Here is a 21656-nt window from a genome sequence, read left to right as displayed (position 1 = left end):
GACCGTCGACGGTCCGGGCAAGCCCAGCGCGTTAAGTCTTCAGACCGAATTTCCACCACCTGTGTTGCGTCATATAGCGGATGCTCGCCGAAAGGAAACCTAAGTGCTCATTGCACAGCGCCCCACCCTCTCCGAAGAGGTAGTCTCCGAAAACCGTTCGCGTTTCATCATTGAACCGCTGGAACCGGGCTTCGGCTACACCCTCGGAAACTCCCTCCGCCGTACCCTGCTCTCCTCCATCCCCGGTGCTGCCGTAACCAGCATCCGGATCGATGGCGTGCTGCACGAGTTCACCACGGTTCCGGGTGTGAAGGAAGATGTCACCGAGATCATCCTGAACATCAAGAGCCTCTCGGTCTCCTCCGAGCACGACGAGCCGGTTGTTGCATACCTGCGCAAGCAGGGCCCCGGAGTCGTCACCGCCGCGGACATCGCTCCTCCGGCCGGCGTCGAATTCCACAACCCGGATCTGCACATCGCCACGCTGAACTCGAAGGGCAAGTTCGAACTCGAACTGACCATCGAGCGCGGCCGCGGCTACGTTTCGGCAGCTCAGAACAAGTCCGGCGATGCAGAGATCGGCCGCATCCCGGTCGACTCCATCTACTCGCCGGTGCTGAAGGTTACTTTCCGCGTGGAAGCAACCCGTGTTGAGCAGCGCACCGACTTCGACAAGCTGATTGTCGATGTCGAGACCAAGCAGGCCATCGCCCCGCGCGATGCTGTTGCTTCCGCAGGCACCACCCTGGTGGAGCTCTTCGGTCTGGCACGTGAGCTGAACACCGCAGCTGAAGGTATCGAGATCGGCCCGTCGCCCACCGACGCTGCCCTGGCAGCCGACATGGCACTGCCGATCGAGGATCTGGACCTCACCGTCCGTTCCTACAACTGCCTCAAGCGTGAGGGCATCCACACCGTGGGTGAACTCGTTGCCCGCTCCGAGGCTGACCTGATGGACATCCGCAACTTCGGTGCCAAGTCCATTGACGAGGTCAAGGCAAAGCTGGTTGAACTGGGCCTGTCCCTCAAGGACTCGCCTCCCGGTTTTGACCTCGCAGCACGCGCCGCAGCAATCGAAGAGGACGACGTCGCCTTCGGCGACGACGAACTCTAAACCAGACCTTGGCCGGCGGGCAGGCACCACGGTGTGCAGCGCCCACGGCTTCCATTTGAGGAGAAACAATTATGCCTACCCCCACTAAGGGCCCGCGCCTCGGAGGCGGCCCGGCTCACGAGCGCCTCATGCTCGCGAACCTGGCAGCATCCCTGTTCGAGCACAAGCGGATCACCACAACGGTGACCAAGGCCAAGCGCCTGAAGCCGTACGCAGAGCGCCTGGTCACCTTCGCCAAGCGCGGCGACCTCGCTTCCCGCCGCCGGGTCCTCGGCCTGATCAGCAACAAGGGCGTCGTCCACGAGCTGTTCACCGACATTGCCCAGGCAGTGGAGAACCGCGACGGCGGCTACACCCGCATCACCAAGATCGGCAACCGCAAGGGCGACAACGCTCCCATGGCTGTCATCGAGCTCGTCCTCGAGCCCGTTTCCGCCAAGCAGGCTGTTGTGGCTGAGGCTACCTCCGCTGCCAAGCGCGACGCGGACAAGAAGGAAACCGCTGCTGCTGCCCCTGCTGCCGAGGAAGCTCCCGAAGCTGAGGCTGAGGTTGTTGAGACCGAAGCGGCTGAGGCTCCCGCCGCTGAAGAGGCTGCAACCGAAGAGGCACCCGCCGCTGAGGAAGCTCCCGAAGCTCCGGCTGCCGAGGAGAAGGACGCGAAGTAATTCGCTGACTTCCTTCGCATAGACTTGAGTCTATGAACGACCAAAAACCCGCGGCCCCCGTTTTGGGGGGCGGCGGGTTTTTGCGTGTCCGGCTTGATTTATCCTACGACGGCGGCCCTTTCAACGGGTGGGCATTGCAGCCTGGCCTGCGCACAGTCCAGGGCGTCCTCGAGGAGGCCCTGCACCTGCTGGTACGGCGGCCGGTCCGCGTCACTGTTGCGGGCCGAACGGACGCGGGAGTGCACGCACGCGGCCAGGTTGTCCACCTGGACCTCACGGAAGCCGAGTGGCTGGGACTCCCGCGCGGGCACGAACTGGATCCCGCCGTCGCTATGCTGCGCAGGATCCGCGGCGCCCTGAGCCGGGTGCTAGGGGACCTCACCGGCGCCGTGGAGGTGCACAGGATTTCCCTGGCACCTGAAGGCTTTGATGCCCGTTTCTCGGCCCTGTGGCGGCGCTACAGCTACCGCATCGCAGACGGGCCTGCCCTGTGGGACCCGCTGGGCCGTTACTCCACCCTGTGGCATAAGAATCCGCTGGACGTTGATCTGCTCAATGAGGGTGCCGCCAAGCTCCTGGGGCTGCAGAACTTCCTGTCCTTCTGCAAGCCGCGGGAGGGTGCAACCACCATCCGCGAGCTCCAGCGCTTCGAGTTCACGCGGGCCGAAGACGGCGTCATCGTCGCCACTGTCCAGGCCGACGCCTTTTGCCACAACATGGTGCGCGCCCTGATCGGCTCTGCCCTGTATGTGGGGGAGGGCGTTGAAGAACCGGGCTGGCTGCATGAGCGCCTGCTGGCCAGGAAGCGGGACGCCAAGTCCGTGCTCGCCGCGCCGCACCCGCTGGTGCTGGAGGAAGTGGCCTACCCGTCAGACGACGAGCTGCTGGCCCGCGCGGAACTGACAAGGGCGGTACGGGAGCACTCGTCCCCACCCACACCCTAACCTCGCAAGTACGGCCAGGGAACCCTGCGGGCGTGGGCCCGGCCTAGAAGGACGGCGGGGGCCCGTCCGCCGGGAGCGTCAGCGTGAACGTGCTGCCCTTGCCCTGGCCGCTCTCACAGGTGATGGTGCCGCCGTGACCCTCCACAATCATCTTGGTGATGGACAGGCCAAGCCCTGCGCCGGATATGGCCGCCTTCCGTGCAGACTCCGTCCGGAAGAAGCGCTTGAAGACCCTTGCGGTGTCCTCGCTGCTCATGCCCATTCCGGTGTCGCTGACGCTGAGCCGGACCCAGTCCTCACTGAAACTGGCGCTGACGCTGACCGTCCCGCCGTCGGGGGAGTACTTGATGGCGTTGGAGACGAGGTTGTCCAGTGCCTGCCCGATGCGCAGCGGATCCGCGTAGGCCCAGAGGGGCGAAGGAACGTCGGTCCTGAGTTCGATGTGTGCCCGCTCAGCCTGGGCCTGCGCGGAACCGAGGCTGGTCTCCACCAGGCTGGCCAGGTCTGTCCGCTTCGGGTGGACATTCAGGGCGGCCGACGCCGACGCCGAAAGGTCGGAGACGAGGGCAACCAGCCGTTCCGCGTTCCGCTGGACCACCAGCAGGCGCTGGGCCACCTGCGGCGGCAGTTCCGCGCCGACGTCGTCCAGGACGAGGTCGATGTTGCCGATGATCGAATTAAGGGGGGACTTGAACTCGTGGGAGACGTTCGTGACGAGTTCCTGGTTGGCGGCGAGGGCTTCCACCCAGCCGGTGACATCGCTGTAGACCACCACCGCACCGTTGAAGCTGCCGTCCTCGCTGACCAGGGGCCGCGCGGCCGTGGACAGGGCGCGCTGTTCAGTTCCTTCGCCGGCCCACACCAGATAGTCGGCAAAGGACTCGCCTGCGATCGCCCGGTTGATGGGACGTTTTTCCGGTGGCAGAGGGGTACGCCTGTCCTGCCCGAAGATCAGCTGGTGTCCCTGGCCCGGCACGGCGTCGTCGGCGCCGGTGGCGCGGCGGAAGTGGCGTTGACGGTTGTTGGAGACGAGGAAATGGCCGGTACGGTCGACGGCGGCAATTCCGACGTCGGTGGCGTCAAGGACCGTCTGGAGCAGCTTTTCCCGTTCCCGGCTCTCCTGCAGCAGTTTCCGGAGTTCGGTGTCTTTCTCCGCAAGTTCGCGCTGCTGCAAACGGAGGTGGATGCTCGCGAAGCGGATGGCCAGCGATACGGACAGCATCATGAGGGGAAAGAGGATCACGGTGGTGATGTCCGAGGCGTTGAGGTTGGGGAATCGTCCCACCACTGGGGGGACCACGATGAACATTGGGCCAACAAAGCTGAGCACAAGGCTGCTGCGCGTGAGCATTCCCGAGGCGGAAAGCCAGATCACCGGGAATACCACCAGGACAGCGAGCCCCGGCAGGAGCGGGGCGGCTCCGTTGCGCAGGAGCCCGATTGCCGCGAAGTCCAGGATGGGCACAAACAGATAGGCCTGGTGGCCAAAGCGTTCCCACGGCACCAGGAAACAGCCCAGGAATAGGATCGCATGGAGGAGGATGCCGGCCATGTAGAGGGGACTGTGCAGCAACGCCGGCCATGCAAAGGGCGTAGCCACTGCAAGCCCCGCCACAATCAACGTGAGTGGGAGCTGGCACAGGGCCGCCTGCGCCCGGGGTCCGAGACCACGGAAAATCCGCGCAGGTCCAGGCTGGAACAGGTGTTCAGCCACCGTCGACCACCATTTCTGGGACTGTCCCGAAGCTGGAGCATTCGCAGCTGTAATGCATTTTCGGGTGGGTCACCGTGCCCCATCCTTTCGGTATCATAATCCACATCCCTTGTCATGATAATTGACTTTTCGAAATCAATGTCGAATGGATGTCAACAGCAGCGCTTACGAGTAGCGTATAAATGGTTGGAGCGGGTATGGCATTGGCGCTGGGCCAATGGGGGGCATATCCGCCTGGCATGGGGATAGTAATGGACGAACTTGGTGTGGCGGTAGTAATAGAAGACGACGCCGACGTGCGCAACCTGCTGGAAGGTGTGCTCACCCAGGCCGGCTTTGAAGTGCATACAGCCGCGGACGGGCGGGCCGGAGTAGAAGTGGTCCGCACCAAGCAGGCCAATGTGGTGACACTGGACATTGGACTGCCAGACATCGACGGCTTTGAGGTACTGCGTCGGATCCGACATTTCAGTAACGCCTATGTGGTAATGCTGACCGGCAGGACTGAGGAACCGGACCTGCTGTCCGCCCTCAACGCTGGTGCGGACGACTACATTGCCAAGCCGTTCCGGCCCCGGGAACTGCGGGCGCGCGTAGCCGCAATGATGCGCAGGCCGAGGCACGAAGTCAGCGGGCAGAAAGCGGACGTGTCCGCGGGGGGAGCGCCTCCTGCTCCGGCCGCCGCAGCGAGAACCCATGACACCGCCGTCCTGCACCACAATGGACTTACGCTGAACCACCGCACGCGTACGGTGGAGATCAAGGGTGAACCGCTGGGGCTTACCCGCAGCGAGTTCGATCTACTGCATGTGCTGCTGCGCGGCGGCGGTGCAGTGTGCACCCGGGCTGACCTGGTCCGGGCCGTGCGCGGCGAGTTCTATGACCATGACACGTACATCAGCGAGGCGGACGAACGCGCCGTCGAGGTCCATGTGGGAAATCTGCGCCGCAAGCTCAAGGAGGACCAGGTGTCCCCGCGCTGGCTGCAGACGGTCCGCGGCGTGGGGTACCGGCTGGCTCCCAGCAGGCCGTTCGAGGGGTAATCAGGATCAGTCGTTTTCCAGGATGTAGTTGGCCTGCAACTCGGACACCGTATGCCCGCCGTCCTCTGCCACCCGCACCATCAACACCTTGCTTTGGCCAAAGTCACCTATGCGGATGACGGCCTCCAGCAGTTCGGCAAGTTTCGCGAGGCGGAGTCCGCCCACCATCATGGACGTGATCTTCAGGCTTATTACGGCGTCAAGGGCAGAGTCCCTGTCCTGGTTGTCAACTGCTGCGGCCAGCCGGGCGTAGCGCTGGTCCCACATGGCTGCATAGTCGCGGGCGAAGCGCTGGGCCAGGCCGGAGCCCGCGAGCTCGTCTTCGAGCTCTTCGAGGACCGCGGCGTCAACGAGCGGCAAGAGTCCGGCCGTTTCCTGTGAGGGTGGTGTTCCTGCGGCTGAAGCGACCCCGGGCGGCAGGTAGCCCGCAGCGGCGGCCTCGCTGCTGAAGCCGGGATCGTGATTTTGCATGATTCAAGGCTACTTCCTGTAATTCGTCCGTTGTCCTAATTCGGGTGATCCTGTGGAAACCTTGCGGATCCTTTGAGACGGAGGCTGTGGCTTATTGTCCGCCCAAAGTCACCACGGTATTGATGACGGCCGGGCCAAGAATGGCGATGAAGAGGACCGGGAAAATGAAGAAGAGCAGTGGAAACAGGATCATAACTGGGAGTTTCATCGCCTTTTCTTCCGCACGCTGCCGCCGCTTTACACGCATAACCTTCGCCTGGATCCGGAGTACCCGGCTGATGGCAATGCCGTAGGTGTCCGCCTGGACCACGGCCTGCACAAAGCTGCGCAGCTCGGGGATGCTGGTACGTTCGGCAAGCGCCTGATACGACTCGCGGCGGCTTCTGCCCACCTGCATGTCCTGCAGGGTGCGGACCAGCTCTTCGGCGAGGGGACCTTTGCCGTTTTCCCCTGCGCGGGCCATGGCCCCTTCAAAACCCAGGCCTGCCTCCACGGAGATGAGCATCTGATCCAGGGTGTTGGCCAGTTCCAGCTGCATGGCCTTCTGCCGTTCCGTGCCCTTGCTATAGAGCAGCAGGTCGGGGATGAAGTACCCCAGGACGAGCAGGAACAGGCCCGCAAGCTTCATGATTGGCGTGCTGCCGACGGCGGCAAGGTATAGGCCAAAGGAGGCGCCGGCCAGCCCGAGGGCAATCTTGCCGGCAAGGACTTTTTCCAGCGGCATGGAAATGGGCCGGCCGGCAAGTGAGAGCAGGCGATCCAGCTTGCGGACATATGCCGGGGGAGTCAGGCGGTAACCGATCCCGGCGACGATGCTCGACGATTGTTTTTCCGGAGCTTCGGCAGCCCGGTGGCCCCGGGTAAGGATTGCCACGGTGGCAGTGCGAGTCTTCCGGTCCACGGACAGGATGGACCAGGTCACGTAGCCAATGGGCAGGGAAACCAGCAGGAGTGAGGAAAATATCAGCGGACTCATGATCACCTCAGAACTTCAGATCGATGATTTTGCGCATCCACAAGCTGCCGATCGTCATGAGCACAGCCGATGCGCCGATCATGCCCCAGCCGAGCGGGTGGGTGAACATCTTATCCATGTAGCCGGGGTTGACGGTCATCAGCATCAGCACGATGCCGAAGGGCATCGCGAGGAGGATATATGCGGAGAACTTGCCTTCAGCTGCGAGGGACTTGATATGGCCTTTGATCTCACTGCGCTCGCGGATGGTTTCGCCTACCTGGTCCAGCACTTCCGCGAGGTTGCCGCCCACTTCACGATTGATTTGGATGGCCTGGGCAATCCAAACGAAGTCCTCATTGCGCATACGCTCCGACGTGTCAGTTAGAGAGGCCAACAGATCGCGGCCCAGGCTTGTCTCCGTAACGACGCGCCGCATTTCCTCAGACGTGGGGCTTTGCGACTCGGTCGCCGCCGCGTCGATGGCGCGCAGGATGCTGTGCCCGGCCCGCAGGCCGCCGGAGAGAAGTTGAAGGGTGTCGCCAAGCTGGCTGTCGAACTTTGCGCGCCGCTTGCCCGCCAGGAATCCGGGCACAAGGTGGCCTACGAAAGGCGCCAGGATAAATACCAGGAGGGAGACCGCAGGTACTCCGATCACCAGTCCCACCAATACGCCGACGATGGCACCGGCAACGACCAGCACCATGTATTCGGTCTGGCTGAACCGGAGGCCGGCGTTTTCAAGTGTTTCGCGGTTGTAGAGCCGGACGTTCCGGGTTGCCAGGAACCGGTCCAGGGCACCAACCGTCGCGTCGGCTAGCCGGGTGAGGTTCGACGGCGGATCCGCCTGAAAGGGCCGGCGCCTTTCGAGCGCAATGTCGGGGGTGCTTGGCAGCACAAGCGCCATGCCCACCATGATGGGGGCGAGGAACAGGAGGGTGGCTCCGATGATGATCAACATGGGGTTCCTAGGCCTTTCCGGTGCCGGAAGGGTTTGCCCCGGCCGGAGCAGCACCGGCCGGGGTAGCGAAGACGGCAGGCGAAACGTGGATCCCTAGGTCCTCGAACCGGTCGATGAACCGGGGTCGAATGCCAGTGGCCACCGGTTTGCCGAGGAACCGTCCGTGTTGGTCAACACCGGCAGAGTAGTCAAACACAAACGCGTCCTGAAGGGTCACGATGTCCCCTTCCATGCCCTGGACTTCAGTCACGTGGGTGATCCGGCGGGACCCGTCCCGCAGGCGTGAGATCTGGACAATGAGATTGACGGCCGAAGCGATCTGTTCCCGGATGGCCCGCAGCGGCAGATCCATGCCGGCCATCAGCACCAGGGTTTCGAGCCGGGCCACGGCGTCGCGGGGTGAGTTGGAGTGCACAGTGGAAAGTGAACCGTCGTGGCCAGTGTTCATGGCCTGGAGCATGTCCAGGGATTCGCCGCCACGGACCTCACCCACCACAATGCGGTCGGGGCGCATACGCAGTGAGTTCCGGAGCAGCTCCCGGATAGTCACCTCGCCCTTGCCCTCCGTGTTGGGCGGCCGGCTCTCCAGCCGGACCACGTGGTCCTGCTGGATCTGGAGTTCCACGGCGTCCTCGATGGTGACGATGCGCTCGTCCGAGGGCAGGAAGGACGACAGCACATTGAGGAGCGTGGTTTTGCCGGTGCCCGTACCACCGGAGACGATGATGTTGAGTTTGGCTTTGACACAGGCATTGAGCAGTTCCGCCATCTCGGGTGTAAGGGTTCCGAAATTGATAAGGTTCTGGACGGTCAGCGGGGTCTTGCTGAACTTACGGATAGTTAGCGAGGAGCCGCCGACGGCAAGGGGCGGGATCACGGCGTTGACACGGGAGCCATCTTCAAGGCGTGCATCCACTAGGGGGGAGGACTCGTCGATGCGGCGGCCCACCTTGGATACGATGCGCTCGATAACCTTGCGGAGGTGCTCCTCGGAACTGAACCGCGTATCGGCCAGGGTGAGGTGTCCTTTGCGCTCCACATAGATCTGGTCCATGCGGTTGACCATGATTTCCGTAACGGCTGGATCATCGAGCAACCGTTGGAGCGGGCCATAGCCCAAAACGTCGTCGGCGACGTCCTGGACAAGCCGTGTGCGCTCATCAGCAGAGAGAGGAACCTGCTCTGCGTCGATGATCCGCGTGAGCTCCTCGCGGGCAGAAGACTTCAATTCTAGTTCTGTGATGGCGGAGTCATTGAAGCGTGCGCCCATGTGTTCAAAAAGGGCCGTCGCGGCCCGTTGCTTGAGTGCTGCGAAAACATCGACGGATTGCTGGAGTTTCGGCTTCGGCTCTTCAAAGAGAGCATTGGGTGCGACGACGGCGGCAGGCGGTGCCGCCGTCGTCCGCTTTTCCTGGGATTGTTCCGCCCACTGCACCCGTTGGGCGGGAACCTCAGAGCGCGGCACGTCGCGGTTGGGAGCTGTGGCCTTGGCAGAGGATGGCTTGGCAGACGGCTGGGTTTTCGCCTGCGCGGCGTTGATGCGCTCTGAAAGTTTCATTTAGACCACTACCCTTCGGTGCAGTTTGCGCTGGGATTTTGCCCGCCACGCAGGGTTGAATCGCTCCACGAGGTGGTTGAGCCCCTTTACGGCCGGGTCTTTTACCGGCTCCTGGAGGACAGGGATACCGCGGTTCGTGGAAAGGGCAACTGCCCGCGAGCGTGGGATGCTCACATCAATGGGCGCCCCGATGGTTGATTCGAGGTCCTGGACGGTGAGGCCGGTCTTGGAGTCAGCCATGTTCAGCACCACATGGCGAGTATCGGGGTCGATGTCCAACTGGCGCAGGATGTCCAGGCCGGAACGAAGGCCCCGCACGCTTGGGATGTCCATGCCACTGACCCAGACCACATCGGTGCACTTTTCCATGGCTGCCAGCCCGATCTCGGGCAGGCCCGGCGCGGTATCCACCACCACGTACTGGAACTGCTCCGACAGCTGTTCGATCAGCCGGCCGATCTGGTCCGGCGTGATGTCGTCAGCGTCCACAGGGGTGGGGGGAGCACAAAGGGCGTAGATGCTGCTCGGATGCACCGTAAGGAAGGCCTTGAGGACCAGTGAATCCTGGCTTGCGGCCGGAGAAACAGCGTCCGTCACTGTGTGCTCCGGGTCCAGGTACAGCCCTGAGGCGACATCCCCGAACTGGAGGTCGAGGTCCACAATGACAACGCTCATGGGGGCGATTTTTCCCAGCCCGATGGCGATGTTGGTGGCGACGGTGGTTTTGCCCACGCCACCCTTGGGCGAGAAGACACCAATCACGAGTCCCTTGTTGCTCTCAGCCGCCTGCTGGGGCGCGAGTGTGCGGTGCCGGCTGGCGAAGGACTGGCTGGCACGCTCGAGCAGTACCCGCAGCTGGGCGGCATCCGAATCGGGGGAGACAATGTCCTTGATGCCGGCCCGCATGGCGTGCAGGAGGAAGTCAGGCTCTGGTTCCGCGGCAACAAGCACGCTGAGCTCGGGAAAGCTGACGTTCAAGATAGTGGCGAACCGAAGTGCTTCATCCAGAGGTACTTCCGGTCCCAGGATCAGGACCTCAGGCTGCTCCTGGTCGAGGCCCGCGAACAGCTGGTGCGGGTCATCGGGCAGCAGGCTGGTGAAGAAGGTTTGTACGCTACCGTGAAGGCCACCGCCGACAGCTTGGCGGAGCCGGGAATCGAAGCCCGCGTCTGGAGTGATGAGGACGAAGCGGCTCACTTGTACAGGTCCTGCCGGGTCATTACGCGCGGACCGCTGTCCTGGGCGTCGAGTGGTTCGCGGCTGAGCCAGAGGGAAGCATATTCTGCAGCGAAAACGATCTTATTCGAGTTCACGTCATTGACGGCAACCGTGACCATCAGCATTCCCGTAGGTAGGTTCACGTCCTGGGGATCCGGCTGGGCGGGGTCGGTTGCTTGGGCAGAAGGCTTAGCCGCTGTTGCTTCGGGTGCGCGCTGGACTGCCGTGACCAAGGCTTTGTGGATGGAGAGCTGGACAGTTTCCTTGTCGGGCTTCGCTTCGAGGCCGCCGTTAGGCATGGAGATGAAGATACCCACGGTGTCGCCAGGAGCCAAGCGTCCGCCCACAACGCGCTGGGGCTCAAGCTGGAACGAGACTTCCTGCAGGCCCGCGGGCACGGGTACGGAGCCGGAGGTCTTCAGGTCTTCGGGAGCGATCAGCCGCTCTGCTACGAGCTGCTCACCAGGGACAAGGTCCGCCGAAGTGACCCTTCCGGCGGACCCGTCAAGGGTGTTCAAGGCGGTCTTTGCGACGGCGGTGCCCGGCAACTGCTGAAGCGCCACGGAAGCCTTCAAGGTTTCGACGGACGAGCCTGCCGGCACCGCTTTGGTAACCACCAGGACTCCCACGGGCTCAAGGTTGGCGACCGCCCGCTGGTCTGCCCCCTGCGCATAGGTCACCACAATGACTGCGCCGACGATGGCGAGCAGTACTGCGACCACACCGGCTAACAAACGTGACTTCACTTAATGCTCCTGGATATTTCAAAATTCATGGGTTGCTCGGACTAGCCGCCGAGTGCGACGACGGTGGCGCCATCCGGCTTGACTTCACCCAGGGTGTAGCCCTTCGCCAGGGAAACGTATCTGACGAACGTTCCAATAATTCCGCGGCACGGTTCCTTGCACTCCAATGCCGCCGGAACGTCCGGTGTTCTGTTGCGGAAGGTGTAGGGAAGTCCTGGGTTGCCGACCTTCCACCCGGCAACTTTGAATGCGGCGAAGGTGGTAAGTCCGAAGACGGCGTTTGTTCCTGTGCCGGTCACTTTATCGAAAATCGGCAGCAAGATGATGACGTCCTTGCCTGCGTTCATGTCTGCTGCCCAGGAGTTCAGTGTGTCTTCGCAGTGGGGCGGAGGATTATTTCCGGTATCCCCGTTGCCCTCTGCCGTTTCGATGTCAACAACAGCTCCGCAGGAATTGGGGTCTTGTTGGAGACCACCGAACCCGCCTTCAACTGCTGCGCCGGAGGGTCCGTAGAAACAGCCGGGATTGGCTCCGGTTCCATGGAGGCGCAGGAGCTGCATAACGTCTGCCTGGCCACGGACCTGACAGATGGACACTGTAATAGGAAAGACGGTCGGTCCTTTTACTGGACTGCCCCAGACGACGGTAGACGGGGCAATGACCTCGGTAGTGTTGAAGCCCAAGGCGCGGGCAAGAAAGAGGGACACCTGGTTTGGGGCGTGACCGGCTTCTTGGGATCCGACGGTCGCCGTCACAGTGCGGCTGGCCTTGTTGAGCACTATCGACTTGATATTGCTGAGGCCGTCGTTGGCGTTGCTGTTCGCGAGACTTCCCGCCAACGAAGAGGCGTCCGAGCAGTCGAGGTCGCTGGCGTTTTTCGCGCACTTCTGCGCCACCGCCAGGGCAACAGCGTCCGCTCCGGTTCGGAGTTGGGCACGTTCTGAGTACAGCATGGCGACGTCTACTGCCATGGCGCCGAAGCCCAAAAGGACCACCAGCATAATGGCGACGATCACGCTCACGGCGCCGCGTTCGCCGTCGCTACCTATCTTCTTCGGTGTCAGCCGCCGCATAGCATCGCTCCTCTGCTGGTCATGGTGAACGGGCCGGCTATGCCCGTCATGGTGGGCAGCGAGTAGGTGATGGTGATTGTGGCTTGGGGACTTGTCCCTGAGCTAACAGTTGACGGGCACGCGGCCCCAAAAGTTATGTTTGCATCCTGCAATCCAGGGCTCAGGGAAACAGCTGTGGTCTTTGCTGCCGAGCGTGCTGTCGTTTGGTTGCCGGTGATCGCCATCACCCGGACACCTTCACGGGCAGCTGCTGAAAGCGAAGCCTGGGCGTTGTAGGCACGGCTGAATTCAATGATGCCCAAAAGCAACATGACAAGGACGGGTGCCACGATCGCAAACTCGACCGCCACGGCTCCGCGCTCGGGTGCCCTGGACATGACGATGCCTTTCACTACAGCAGAATTACGTCGGAAAAACAGAGTGGCGGCGGTTGATTTCCGCCGCCACTCTCGCGCCTGGTGGCACATTGGGCGCATGAGGAGCTGGGCGACTGCCTTACGGGGCGCAGCTAGCTGCTACCGCAGCCGTCGTGCCCGAAGCAGGGCTGGAGGCCGTGAACGTGCCGCCGGTGACGGAACACTGAACCTCGGCGAACATATCGCTCAGGGTCGTGCCGAGGAGCGTGACAGCGACGATGATGACGACAGCGATGAGGGCAACCATGATGCCGTATTCCACAGCGGTTGCGCCCTTCTCGTTACTACGAAGGCGGATCATGAGGTTGGTGTAGAGAGAAAGCATTTGAGACTCCTGAGCGAGTGGGGGAAGCTGGTCCTGCACCAGCTCTGAAACCAAGTTAGCAACGGACGCCAGCCCTGCGGCCGGATCTTGGAACTTCCTGCGTGAAGGCTTTACGGGGTGTGTGTTTCCTGCGCTTTTCCTTGCTAGTTCCTGCGCTACCTGTGGGTTAGGACTTGCGTGGGCGCGCAAACGGACCCCCTCGGTTCTGGGTGCCGAGGGGGTCCGGTATTTGGGTTGCGCGTTTTCGGAACGTGAGCGTTGAGGCGAACAGCCTTTAGACGCCTTCGGAAAACATTGCAACGATGCTGATCACAGCTGGGCCTAGGATGGCTGTAAAAAGCACAGGGAGAATGCAGAAGATCAAGGGGAAAAGGACCTTCACAGGTAGCTTCATGGCCTTTTCTTCTGCGCGCTGGCGCCGTCTGACGCGCATCTGTTTGGCCTGGATGCGAAGCACACTAGCCAACGCAATTCCATAGGCGTCCGCCTGGATTACGGAGCGGACGAAACTCCGCAAATCAGGCACGTCAGTCCTTTGAGCCATTGCCAGATAGGCATCCTTACGGCTTCGACCAACCTGCAGATCCTGCAGCGTGCGGACAAGCTCTTCGGCCAGTGGTCCTTTGCCATTCTGACCGGCTCGTGCCATTGCCGCTTCGAACCCCAACCCCGCCTCGACCGAAATCAGCATCTGGTCCAGGGTGTTGGGCAGTTCCAGTTCAATGGCTTTTTGGCGTTTGGCACCGCGCCCGTGTATGAGGATATCTGGAAGGAAATAGGCCAGCGCCGTGAAGCCGATCGCCAGCAACAGGACCGGTCCCGTCGGAGATTTAATCCAGAAGATGATGCCGATCACAGATGCTATGACCGCCAGTGCTGGCTTGGCTATCAGCAGGCGTTCGAGAGGCATATGTGCGGGCCGGCCAGCCCTGGAGAGGAGTTTGTCCAGCCACCCTACATATCCTTTCGGAGTTATGCGTAGACCGAGCGCAACCAAGCTTCTGGTATCGGTCGCTGTCGCGCCTTCATCCTTGAGCCGGTTGCCGCGCCCTAGGTTGTTCTGGATGGCAGCAAGACCGTTTCGGTCAATTGAGATGAACGACCAGACCATCAGAGAAGACGGGACAATGATCAGTCCCACGATGAACCACGCCATTGCAGTCATTGCGATACCCCCTAGAACTTAATCTTGACGACGCGACTGAGCCAAAAGGAACCGAGCGCCAGCAGGGCCAAGGAAGACCCCATCATGAACCAGCCCAGGAGGCTGGTGTAAAGAGCCCCGGTGTAAGTGGGATTGGCAATACTCAGATAGAGAAATATCCCCACGGGAAGGGCCACCAAGATGTAGGCGGAAAGTTTGCCTTCGGCACTTAGGGACTTGACCTGCCCTTTGATCTCGGCACGTTCCCGGATCGTTTCACCTACTTGATCGAGTACCTCGGCCAAGTTGCCGCCCACCTCGCGGTGGATTTCGATGGCCTGGCTTATCCAGTCAAAATCCTCGCTCCTCAGCCGCCGGGCGGCATCCAGCATCGAATCCTTGAGGTCGCGCCCTAAACGCGTCTCGTTAACCAGTCTGGCGAATTCCTCAGACGTTGGTGAGTCCGCCTCCTGGGACACCGCATCAACCGAACGCAAAAGGCTATGACCGGCCCGCAATCCGCCTGCCAGCATTTGCAGGGTGTCTCCAAGCTGCCCGTCAAACTTTGCGCGGCGGCGGCTGGCCATGATGCGAAGGAACAGCATCGCGGTGAACGGTGTAAGCAGTGCAAAGAAGAACCCAACGAGGACGCCTCCCAGAATGAACCCTGCAATGCCCACAGTGACCCCAACGCAGCAAACCAGCAGGATAAAGTCGGCTTGGCGCAGACGGAGACCTGCCTGCTCAAGCGACTCGCGGGTGCCGAAGCGGGCATTCTTGCTGACGTTTCGGTCGACGAAGGCAACGGCGGACTCTGTCGCCCGAGTCAGAAAGGACGATTCATTGACGACACCCGGACGTCGCCTGGACAGCGCGATTCCGGAGTTTCCGCTGCCAAGCGTCGCCATAAGCAGGATCGTGAGGGACACAAAGCACAAGATAACGCCCACCGTAAAAAAGATGGGGTCGGCGGTGTTCACCTGTAACCACCTCCTGTGGGAATGCTTCCGAAGACTGCCGATGACAGGGGAATGCCCAGTTCGGCAAAATGGTCAACGAACCGAGGTCTGACGCCGGTAGGAACGGGTCGGCCCAGGAACCTTCCGTTGGCGTCGACGCCGGCGCTGTAGTCGAACGTGAATGCGTCCTGGAGAGTGACGATGTCCCCTTCCATCCCCTGAACTTCGGTGACATGGGTGACCCGACGGGTACCGTCCCGGAGCCGGGAGATGTGAACGATCAGATTGACCGCAGAGGCAATCTGTTCCCGAATGGCACGCAGCGGCAAGTCCATTCCGGCCATGAGCACCAAGGTCTCAAGCCGGGCAATGGCATCCCGTGGCGAATTGGCGTGGACCGTGGATATGGAACCGTCATGACCTGTATTCATCGCCTGCAACATATCCAGCGATTCACCGCCACGCACTTCACCGATTACGATCCGGTCGGGCCGCATGCGGAGAGAATTTCGGACCAGGTCCCTGATGGAGATTTCCCCTTTGCCCTCGATGTTGCGTGGGCGGCTTTCCAGTCGAACCACATGGTCCTGCTGCAGCTGCAGTTCGACCGCGTCCTCGATAGTGACGATGCGTTCATCAGCGGGCAGGAAGGATGACAAAACATTCAGTAAGGTTGTCTTTCCCGTGCCGGTACCGCCGGAAACGATGATGTTTAGCCGGGCATGCACGCAGGCGTTCAAGAGCTCAGCCATCTCCCCCGTGAGAGTCCCGAATGAGATCAGGTTGTCGACAGTCAATGGCACCTGTCCGAACTTTCGGATTGTCAATGACGACCCGCTAACGGCAAGAGGCGCAATGATGGCGTTAACGCGTGAGCCATCCGAGAGCCGGGCGTCTACCATCGGCGAGGATTCGTCGATGCGCCGGCCCACTTTGGTGACTATCCGTTCAATGATCCGGCGCAGATGTTCCTCGGAGCTGAACCGAGCATCGGCACGGAAGAGCCTGCCTCCCCGCTCCACGTACACCTTGTCGGGTCCATTCACCATGACTTCTGAAACCGCAGCGTCGTTCAGGAATTTTTGAAGCGGTCCGAGTCCCAGCACGTCGTCGATGATTTCCTGGACGAGGCGGTGCCGTTCCGGCGCTGAGAGCGGAATCTCGTCTTCGTCAATGATGGCCCGGAGCTCTTCTTTGACGTAGCTTTGGAGTTCTGACTCGTCCAGGGTCGGGTCAGTGATTCGACTGCCCATCCGTTCGTAGAGGGCTGCGCTCGCGCGATCTTTGATAGCGTTCAAGGCCTCGTTACCGTCCGCGCCGCGATTCCTCGGCTCGGTTGCCACGGCCTGCGGCTCCGCTGAGGGGTGTGCTGCGCCGGCCCAGGGGCCGCTTGAAGCTGAAGTCTGCGTGGCGGCATTGGAGTCGAGGCCCCGGAGCGATTCCAGACGCTTGGTAAGGTTCATTGGACTACTGCCCTTCTGTGAAGTTTCTTGTGGGGACGTGACTCCCAGTTGGGGCTGAACCGTTCGACAAGCTGGCGCAATCCCTTGGTCGCCGCGTCACGCGTGCCGTCCTGGAGCAGCGGAACGCCTTTGTTTGTGGAAAACGGCACGACCCGCGACCGCGGCAGGACAACGTCCACCGGGCAGCCGATGGTGGCCTCGACATCCTGCAAGGTCAAGCCTGAGCGCCGGTCGGCGAAATTGAGAACGACGTGCCGGTTCTCCGGCACGAGGTCCAGTTCCGTAAGGATGCCGAACCCTGTACGCAGCCCCCGGATGCTCGGAATATCCATCCCACAAACCCACACTGCATCCGTGGCAAGCTCCAGGGTGGCCAGGACGTGTTCGCCGAGCCCCGGTGCTGAATCGATAACGACATACTGGAATTCGTTGGCCAGCTGGCTCAGCAGCCTTCCGACCTGTTCGCCCGAAATCTGATCAGCGTCGCTCGGACGTAATGGCGCACACAACGCATAGATGCCTGAGGGGTGCAACGTCAGGCAGGACTTCAACACCACACTGTCCTGGACGGCCGCCCCCACCACCGCATCAGCCAAGGTCCGCTCAGGATCCAGCATTAGTCCGGAAGCGACATCACCGAACTGTAGGTCGAGATCAACCACCACAACGCCCATGGGAGCTTCTTTACCTAGCCCTACCGCAATGTTCGTCGTAATGGTTGTTTTGCCTACGCCGCCCTTGGGAGACATGACGGCAATGATACGGCCGCTCCCGCGCTGCCCTTCGACGGAGTTGCCCAACCCCCGCCGCCGGCCCGCGGACGCCAGGCTCGCCCGTTCCAGCAACTTTCGGATGGTGTCAGCATTCGAACCCGGGTGCAGCAGATCCCTAATACCTGCCCGCATGGCGGGAAGCGCAACCTCCTCTTCACTTTCGGTCACCAGCACTACACTGATTTCCGGATATTCCAGGTCGAAGAGGCTGGCCAGTCGGATGGAGTCATCGACTGGCAGTCCGGGCCCGAGCAAGATGACCTCCACCGGGTCGCCACTTAGTACCTGAAGCAGGTGGTCGGGACCAGGTGGAAGGTAATCTGCCGCGATCGCGTGGAATGTGCCGTGTAGTCCGGCGGCCGCCTGCCGCACTCGCTTTTCAAAAGCCTGATCTGACGTGATCAGGACGTATCGGCTCATCGGTACAGCTCCGGCTTCTTGACGATCACCGGGGCGCCTTCGGTGGCGGTTGCGGGCTCTTTCGTGAGCCACAAGCTGCCAAAGTGTGCCCCAAAAGCGATTTTCGCGGCGTCAGCGTCGTTGCGGGCGAACGTCACCATGATCTGCCCGGTTGGCAACTGGGTGTTGGCCTGCTCGGCGGCGTCGGTCTCTGTGGGTGTTTTTGTCGAGGACTTAGGCAACGCGCGCTGGACACTCGTTACCAGGACCTTGTGAAATACTTGCTGCCCAGACTCGATGTCCGGCCTGTCCTTCAGCGCGCCTTTGTCAAAGAGGACGACGATGCCCACCGTGTCGCCGGCAGCGATGCGCCCCCCAACCACCCGCTCAGCTTCGAGTTGAACTGAGATTTCCTGCATTCCCTCTGGGACGGGAACCGAACCAGGCGCGGAGAGCGTTTCCGGATCGACGAGACGGACGCCGAGTAGCGGCTCCCCGGGCAGGAGCTCTACCGAAGCAACCTTGCCAGTGAGTCCCTCCAGGCTTTTCAGTGCGCCGTTGGGAACCGATGCCGTCGGCAGCGAGGTAAGTTTAACTGCTGCCTTGATTGTCTCAAGATCAGATCCCTTCGGGACCTGTTCCTGCATGACCAGAACTTCAACAGGCTTTAGGTCTTCCTGTGCCCTAGCCTCGGATCCTTGAACGTATGAGACCAGTAGCAGCGTGCCGACTATTGCCAGCACGAGTGCGACGATGCCTCCCAGTAGGCGAGTTTTCACTTCTGTTTCTCCTTTGGTTTCCTGCTTGAGTGGTTCTCGAGCTAAGCCGGTTTCCTGGTCCGGCGAAATTGGACTACTTGGTCAGGTGGACACCGGTGGCGCCATATGTGGTAGGCCCGCCCAGGACGGCCGCCTCTGCCAGGGTGACTTTCTGGATAAATTCGCCGAAGATGCCCCGATCGCTGCCCCCAAGCTTGAGGTCCTTTTCTATGGCCTTGGCATCGGACGTCATGTAGTACCACGGCAAGGTGTTACTGCCTGACAAGTTCCATCCACGAAGTGAAATCTGCGCGAACGCCTCAATGCGGAAGGATTTTCCATAAGGGGAGTCAGCACAGGGGTCATCTCCCGTGCCACCCTTATCCGGGCAGGCGGTGTCGAAGATGGGTATGAGGATCTCTACCGTGTCTCCGCCTTTAAGGCGTTCGCCCCATGCGGTGAGCATGTCGGCGCAGGATCCGTCGGGGCTGTTTCCAGGTTTCGCCTCCACCCACGGGTTGTCGATGTCGACCCGCAGGTTGCAGTTAGCGTCAGGGTCCAACAGCCAGCCAAAGCCCCCAGGAAGCTCGTGCCCGGAGGACGATTGATGCTCGCAGTTGTACGGTGCGTCGTCAGATAACTTAGAGCCATGCGTCGGGAAGAATTGCACCCCCTCGACAAATGTCGGATCGGCTTCGCATTGAGAGAACGTCAGGGGTACAACATTGGCTGCTGAGTACCCACCGAACTGTGCCTGTGCTGCGGCACGTATGTCTGCTGTATCGATGCCAAGGATCCGAGCAAACGCCAGTGAGAAGTGCTTGTTCCCTGCCGCGTCCTCAGTCTGGGTGGTGACATCCACCGTGCCACCGTCCACTGTGGCTTCCAGCACGTGGCTTGAACCGTCCAGGACGTTTCCCGTGGCAAGTGGAGCCGCATCATCTTTGGGCACGGCGCAGGCCGCAATTGAGGCAACGGTTGGCGGGGTGGCGGCACATGCCTGTGCGATCGAGAGGGCCGCGGAGTCCGCGCCGTTCTGTAGTTGAGAATGCTCTGAGTACATGGTCGCCACATCAACGGCGAAGGCTGCCATTCCGAGGACCGCTACCATGAGGATTGCGGTCAACGGTGCAATAACGCCGCGTTCGGCGTCGTCATGTTCTATCCGCCACATCGCATTACGCCTTTGCTTGAAATGTCGAGGTTTGCCGGCATCCCTGGGATGAGCCCGGGGAGCGGCGTCAGGTAAGGAGTCATTATTTGAAGGCTGACGAGTACGCTGTCGCCGGCCTCGCATGTAGCTCCGTCCGAGAACGCAATCTCTATGGCGGAAGCGTCCAGATCCACCGAAGGGGCGGCGCTGATACCGACCTCACGCGCAGCATCGAACGAGAAATCAGCGTCATTGGCGTGAATTGCCGTATATCTAGCTGTCTCACGTGCTGCCTCGGACAGCGAAACCTGGATATTGAAAGCCCTGCCGAATTCGACGATTCCAAAGACCAGCATCAGGAAAAGCGGGATAACCAGGGCAAACTCGACCGCGGCTGCACCCTTTTCCTTGGCTGCTCCCGAACGTGAGGCCGTTCTTTTTTTGAGAGCCATTAGAGGCCAGCCGGAAAGTAGCGGCGGGAACGGAAGCCCTTGGGGACTTGCGCCGCGGTGGTGTTCGCGTTGAAACTGAGGCCTTGCACTACCCCTCCTAGAATCTGGTGGAAGCGAAAGAGCGGGGGCGGTTTAGTGGAGCAGTTGCTCGAATCAGTGCGCCCCCGCTCTTGGACCGCGACGGGTCCTAATTACGGCGAGACGACGGTGAGCTCACCGGCGACTTCGTTGAAGATCGCATCCAGGTTGGTGCCGACAAGTGCGACGGCGGTGATGATGAAGACCGCGATGAGTGCGACCATCAGGCCGTATTCAACTGCGGTGGCACCCTTTTCGGAGGCAAGGCGATCCTTGATGCCGGCGATAAATGCGGTCATTGAGACCATGAGTGAAGTCATTTCAGGTTCCTTAATTCGATGAAATTGATTGGTTATTTGTCTCAACGAATTTCCAGCTGCCCCCATAACTCTCTAGCGGCTGGACTTCGCTAAGAAGAGATTGTCATCGGCACTTGTACGCAACAATGCGTAGGAGTACTCGACTTTTTGCAGGGCTCTTTCAGCGCGTACTCGAAATCTATGCACGAGTACTCAGGCAGCCGGACTCATCCGTGCGCGACTACTTGGAGTATCTGTCTCGCCTGCAGGCGCGGGTGACGGTTGCGCTGATCCGCGAGACTAAGAAAGCACAAGTCCTATGCAGACGGCCGCGGCGATCATCGATGGACCATGAGCCACCTCGGATGTGCGTTCTTTGCGGTTTCGCGTAACCACAATCACGGTGACGACGCCGTTGAGAACGAAGCCCAGCAGTCCGCCGTAAAGGAGTTGACTCCAACCTAAGTACCCCAAGTAGAGGCCAATGGGGGCCGCGAGCTTAACGTCGCCCATTCCTAGGCTGCCCGGTGAAAGCAATGCCAAAATCAGATAGACAATGAAGAGAATTGCGGTGCCAGCCAGTGACCGAACGAAGTCAGACCACTGGTGCCCATTGAACGTCGCCCCTAACAGGCACGCGCCACCCCCCGCTAATAGGGAAAGAACCAAAGGGTTCGGCAGCAAATGTAATGAGACATCAATTCTTGCGAGTTGCACGCCCAGAACGGCGAGGAGGATGAAAGCCGGCATTGAGGGCTCGGCGCTGAACCGGAATGCAAAGGCTGCACAGAGGACGGCTGTAATTGCCCCCGTCGTGATTTGGACAGGGATGCCAGGGCGGCCACCCGCCCGGGGAAGGAAACGGGCGATGGCAACCTCCGCGGCGGGGGAGAGGATGCCGCCCAGGACACCGGCTCCGACGACGAAAAGCCACACAGCAGATCCATCGTTGACCCAAGAATTCACTGCGTCCCC

The 21656-nt window shown here is 61.2% G+C and carries 23 protein-coding genes; 4 read left to right on the top strand and 19 right to left on the bottom strand.

Going from position 1 to position 21656, the window contains the following annotated elements; genetic code table 11:
• Window positions 1–103 precede the first annotated feature (103 nt).
• The 3 genes from Q9R30_RS06655 (at window position 104) to Q9R30_RS06645 (ending at window position 2723) form a co-directional block, all read left to right on the top strand.
• On the top strand, window positions 104–1114 hold the full coding sequence (locus tag Q9R30_RS06655; RefSeq protein WP_311217136.1) for a DNA-directed RNA polymerase subunit alpha: 1011 nt from the start codon (window positions 104–106) through the stop codon (window positions 1112–1114).
• Window positions 1115–1185: 71 nt separating this feature from the next.
• On the top strand, window positions 1186–1779 hold the full coding sequence (rplQ, locus tag Q9R30_RS06650) for a 50S ribosomal protein L17 (RefSeq protein ID WP_104998626.1): 594 nt from the start codon (window positions 1186–1188) through the stop codon (window positions 1777–1779).
• A 32-nt stretch (window positions 1780–1811) separates the two neighbouring features.
• Window positions 1812–2723, top strand: a complete 912-nt coding sequence (locus Q9R30_RS06645) for a tRNA pseudouridine synthase A (protein ID WP_311217135.1) — start codon at window positions 1812–1814, stop codon at window positions 2721–2723.
• 43 nt (window positions 2724–2766) lie between these two features.
• Here Q9R30_RS06645 and Q9R30_RS06640 read toward each other — a convergent pair whose 3' ends face one another.
• A complete protein-coding gene (locus Q9R30_RS06640; RefSeq protein ID WP_104998625.1) occupies window positions 2767–4437 on the bottom strand; it encodes a cell wall metabolism sensor histidine kinase WalK in 1671 nt (556 codons plus the stop codon).
• Window positions 4438–4688: 251 nt separating this feature from the next.
• Here Q9R30_RS06640 and Q9R30_RS06635 point away from each other — a divergent pair, with 251 nt between their 5' ends.
• The gene (locus Q9R30_RS06635; protein WP_311217134.1) at window positions 4689–5480 is read left to right on the top strand and encodes a response regulator transcription factor; all 792 of its coding nucleotides are present in this window, start codon (window positions 4689–4691) and stop codon (window positions 5478–5480) included.
• Between the two features lie 6 nt (window positions 5481–5486).
• On the opposite strand, the gene Q9R30_RS06630 is transcribed toward Q9R30_RS06635, so the two are convergent.
• The 18 genes from Q9R30_RS06630 to Q9R30_RS06545 all read right to left on the bottom strand — a co-directional run bounded on the left by Q9R30_RS06630 (window position 5487) and on the right by Q9R30_RS06545 (window position 21617).
• A complete protein-coding gene (locus Q9R30_RS06630; protein ID WP_199775258.1) occupies window positions 5487–5951 on the bottom strand; it encodes an Hpt domain-containing protein in 465 nt (154 codons plus the stop codon).
• Between the two features lie 91 nt (window positions 5952–6042).
• Window positions 6043–6927 carry a type II secretion system F family protein gene (locus tag Q9R30_RS06625; RefSeq protein WP_311217133.1) on the bottom strand — a complete coding sequence of 295 codons (885 nt, stop codon included), beginning with the start codon at window positions 6925–6927 and terminating at the stop codon, window positions 6043–6045.
• Window positions 6928–6934: 7 nt separating this feature from the next.
• The gene (locus Q9R30_RS06620; RefSeq protein ID WP_311217132.1) at window positions 6935–7867 is read right to left on the bottom strand and encodes a type II secretion system F family protein; all 933 of its coding nucleotides are present in this window, start codon (window positions 7865–7867) and stop codon (window positions 6935–6937) included.
• Between the two features lie 7 nt (window positions 7868–7874).
• Entirely contained in the window at window positions 7875–9425 is a 1551-nt protein-coding gene (locus tag Q9R30_RS06615) for a CpaF family protein (RefSeq protein WP_311217131.1), read from the bottom strand.
• A complete protein-coding gene (locus Q9R30_RS06610) occupies window positions 9426–10622 on the bottom strand; it encodes an AAA family ATPase (protein ID WP_311217130.1) in 1197 nt (398 codons plus the stop codon).
• Window positions 10619–11389 (bottom strand): RcpC/CpaB family pilus assembly protein, encoded by a 771-nt coding sequence (locus Q9R30_RS06605; protein WP_311217129.1) that lies wholly within the window; start codon window positions 11387–11389, stop codon window positions 10619–10621. The genes Q9R30_RS06610 and Q9R30_RS06605 overlap by 4 nt, the downstream gene beginning before the upstream one ends.
• A 41-nt stretch (window positions 11390–11430) precedes the next feature.
• On the bottom strand, window positions 11431–12462 hold the full coding sequence (locus Q9R30_RS06600) for a pilus assembly protein TadG-related protein (protein ID WP_311217128.1): 1032 nt from the start codon (window positions 12460–12462) through the stop codon (window positions 11431–11433).
• Window positions 12450–12839: a TadE/TadG family type IV pilus assembly protein gene (locus tag Q9R30_RS06595; protein WP_396136700.1), complete on the bottom strand. Its 390-nt coding sequence runs from the start codon at window positions 12837–12839 to the stop codon at window positions 12450–12452. The genes Q9R30_RS06600 and Q9R30_RS06595 overlap by 13 nt, the downstream gene beginning before the upstream one ends.
• Before the next feature lie 118 nt (window positions 12840–12957).
• Window positions 12958–13203, bottom strand: coding sequence for a Flp family type IVb pilin (locus tag Q9R30_RS06590; protein ID WP_311217126.1), 246 nt, complete (start codon window positions 13201–13203; stop codon window positions 12958–12960).
• Between the two features lie 274 nt (window positions 13204–13477).
• The gene (locus Q9R30_RS06585; protein ID WP_311217125.1) at window positions 13478–14368 is read right to left on the bottom strand and encodes a type II secretion system F family protein; all 891 of its coding nucleotides are present in this window, start codon (window positions 14366–14368) and stop codon (window positions 13478–13480) included.
• Between the two features lie 11 nt (window positions 14369–14379).
• Entirely contained in the window at window positions 14380–15327 is a 948-nt protein-coding gene (locus Q9R30_RS06580; RefSeq protein WP_311217124.1) for a type II secretion system F family protein, read from the bottom strand.
• Complete coding sequence (locus tag Q9R30_RS06575) at window positions 15324–16769, bottom strand: CpaF family protein (protein ID WP_311217123.1); 1446 nt, start codon at window positions 16767–16769, stop codon at window positions 15324–15326. Before Q9R30_RS06575 ends, Q9R30_RS06580 begins: the two co-directional genes overlap by 4 nt.
• Window positions 16766–17962 carry an AAA family ATPase gene (locus Q9R30_RS06570; protein WP_311217122.1) on the bottom strand — a complete coding sequence of 399 codons (1197 nt, stop codon included), beginning with the start codon at window positions 17960–17962 and terminating at the stop codon, window positions 16766–16768. Before Q9R30_RS06570 ends, Q9R30_RS06575 begins: the two co-directional genes overlap by 4 nt.
• Window positions 17959–18720, bottom strand: coding sequence for a Flp pilus assembly protein CpaB (gene cpaB, locus Q9R30_RS06565; protein WP_311217121.1), 762 nt, complete (start codon window positions 18718–18720; stop codon window positions 17959–17961). Before cpaB ends, Q9R30_RS06570 begins: the two co-directional genes overlap by 4 nt.
• A 73-nt stretch (window positions 18721–18793) precedes the next feature.
• The gene (locus tag Q9R30_RS06560) at window positions 18794–19873 is read right to left on the bottom strand and encodes a TadE/TadG family type IV pilus assembly protein (RefSeq protein WP_311217120.1); all 1080 of its coding nucleotides are present in this window, start codon (window positions 19871–19873) and stop codon (window positions 18794–18796) included.
• On the bottom strand, window positions 19861–20304 hold the full coding sequence (locus Q9R30_RS06555) for a TadE/TadG family type IV pilus assembly protein (protein WP_311217119.1): 444 nt from the start codon (window positions 20302–20304) through the stop codon (window positions 19861–19863). The genes Q9R30_RS06560 and Q9R30_RS06555 overlap by 13 nt, the downstream gene beginning before the upstream one ends.
• A 191-nt stretch (window positions 20305–20495) precedes the next feature.
• Entirely contained in the window at window positions 20496–20702 is a 207-nt protein-coding gene (locus Q9R30_RS06550; RefSeq protein ID WP_311217118.1) for a Flp family type IVb pilin, read from the bottom strand.
• Between the two features lie 279 nt (window positions 20703–20981).
• Complete coding sequence (locus Q9R30_RS06545) at window positions 20982–21617, bottom strand: A24 family peptidase (RefSeq protein ID WP_311217117.1); 636 nt, start codon at window positions 21615–21617, stop codon at window positions 20982–20984.
• Between the last annotated feature and the right edge of the window lie 39 nt (window positions 21618–21656).

Source organism: Arthrobacter sp. AB6 (assembly GCF_031844545.1).
GTDB lineage: Bacteria > Actinomycetota > Actinomycetes > Actinomycetales > Micrococcaceae > Arthrobacter.
Note: the sequence above shows the minus strand (reverse complement) of the source record. Positions and strands in the feature narration are given on the sequence as shown.

Excerpts from the sequence above, each read along its gene's own strand:
- rplQ (WP_104998626.1), top strand. The coding sequence starts at position 1,186 with ATGCCTACCCCCACTAAGGGCCCGCGCCTCGGAGGCGGCCCGGCTCAC.
- Q9R30_RS06645 (WP_311217135.1), top strand. The coding sequence starts at position 1,812 with ATGAACGACCAAAAACCCGCGGCCCCCGTTTTGGGGGGCGGCGGGTTT.
- Q9R30_RS06635 (WP_311217134.1), top strand. The coding sequence starts at position 4,689 with ATGGACGAACTTGGTGTGGCGGTAGTAATAGAAGACGACGCCGACGTG.
- Q9R30_RS06630 (WP_199775258.1), bottom strand. The coding sequence starts at position 5,951 with ATGCAAAATCACGATCCCGGCTTCAGCAGCGAGGCCGCCGCTGCGGGC.
- Q9R30_RS06625 (WP_311217133.1), bottom strand. The coding sequence starts at position 6,927 with ATGAGTCCGCTGATATTTTCCTCACTCCTGCTGGTTTCCCTGCCCATT.
- Q9R30_RS06620 (WP_311217132.1), bottom strand. The coding sequence starts at position 7,867 with ATGTTGATCATCATCGGAGCCACCCTCCTGTTCCTCGCCCCCATCATG.
- Q9R30_RS06615 (WP_311217131.1), bottom strand. The coding sequence starts at position 9,425 with ATGAAACTTTCAGAGCGCATCAACGCCGCGCAGGCGAAAACCCAGCCG.
- Q9R30_RS06600 (WP_311217128.1), bottom strand. The coding sequence starts at position 12,462 with ATGCGGCGGCTGACACCGAAGAAGATAGGTAGCGACGGCGAACGCGGC.
- Q9R30_RS06595 (WP_396136700.1), bottom strand. The coding sequence starts at position 12,839 with ATGTCCAGGGCACCCGAGCGCGGAGCCGTGGCGGTCGAGTTTGCGATC.
- Q9R30_RS06590 (WP_311217126.1), bottom strand. The coding sequence starts at position 13,203 with ATGCTTTCTCTCTACACCAACCTCATGATCCGCCTTCGTAGTAACGAG.
- Q9R30_RS06585 (WP_311217125.1), bottom strand. The coding sequence starts at position 14,368 with ATGACTGCAATGGCGTGGTTCATCGTGGGACTGATCATTGTCCCGTCT.
- Q9R30_RS06575 (WP_311217123.1), bottom strand. The coding sequence starts at position 16,769 with ATGAACCTTACCAAGCGTCTGGAATCGCTCCGGGGCCTCGACTCCAAT.
- Q9R30_RS06570 (WP_311217122.1), bottom strand. The coding sequence starts at position 17,962 with ATGAGCCGATACGTCCTGATCACGTCAGATCAGGCTTTTGAAAAGCGA.
- Q9R30_RS06560 (WP_311217120.1), bottom strand. The coding sequence starts at position 19,873 with ATGTGGCGGATAGAACATGACGACGCCGAACGCGGCGTTATTGCACCG.
- Q9R30_RS06555 (WP_311217119.1), bottom strand. The coding sequence starts at position 20,304 with ATGGCTCTCAAAAAAAGAACGGCCTCACGTTCGGGAGCAGCCAAGGAA.
- Q9R30_RS06550 (WP_311217118.1), bottom strand. The coding sequence starts at position 20,702 with ATGACTTCACTCATGGTCTCAATGACCGCATTTATCGCCGGCATCAAG.